Here is an 833-nt window from a genome sequence, read left to right on the forward strand (position 1 = left end):
AGAATTTTGGATTTGGACTGTGAAGCGAACTTTGCTATAATAGAGTAAGAAACTTTGATAAACCAAACGAGGCAGAGATGAAATTACTTTATACTGATATTCGGACTTCTTTGACAGATATTTTAACCAGAGAGGCAGAAGAGCTAGTTGCTGCTGGCAAGCGGGTCTTCTACATCGCCCCCAACTCTCTTTCATTTGAAAAAGAACGCGCCGTGCTGGAATGCTTGTCCCAGCAGGCTTCTTTTGCGATTACCGTCACGCGTTTCACTCAAATGGCTCGTTACCTAATCTTGAATGATTTACCAGCTAATACCAGTCTGGATGATATCGGGCTTGGGATGGCTTTTTATAAGTGTCTTGCGGAACTCGATTCCAAGGACTTACGTGTTTATGGTGCGATTAAGCAGGATCCTCAATTTATCCAGCAGTTGATTGAACTTTATCATGAGATGACGACTGCTCAGATGAGCTTTTTGGACTTAGAAAGTTTGACGGATGAGGACAAGAGAGCAGATTTACTCTTGATTTTTGAGAAAGTAACAGCCTATCTCAATCAAGGTCAGTTGGCTCAGGGAAGTCAGTTGTCCCATTTGATTGAGGCTATTGAGAATGGCAAGGTAAGTAGTGATTTCAGTCAGATTGCCTTGGTTATTGATGGATTTACTCGTTTTTCTGCCGAGGAAGAGCGTGTAGTGGATCTACTTCATCGAAAAGGTGCCGAGATTGTTATTGGGGCCTGTGCAAGCAAGAAAGCCTATACCAGTCCGTTCTCTGAAGGGAATCTCTACCAAGCCAGTGTGGAATTTCTTCATCATTTGGGGGCAAAATACCAA

Annotated in this window: 1 pseudogene; it reads left to right on the forward strand. The window is 42.9% G+C overall.

Features of this window, described 5'->3' with window-relative positions:
• Positions 1-77: 77 nt before the first annotated feature.
• Positions 78-833, forward strand: a pseudogene (locus tag GMD6S_RS09705) (ATP-dependent nuclease subunit B); the annotation flags it as partial.

This window comes from Streptococcus sp. GMD6S (assembly GCF_000297015.1).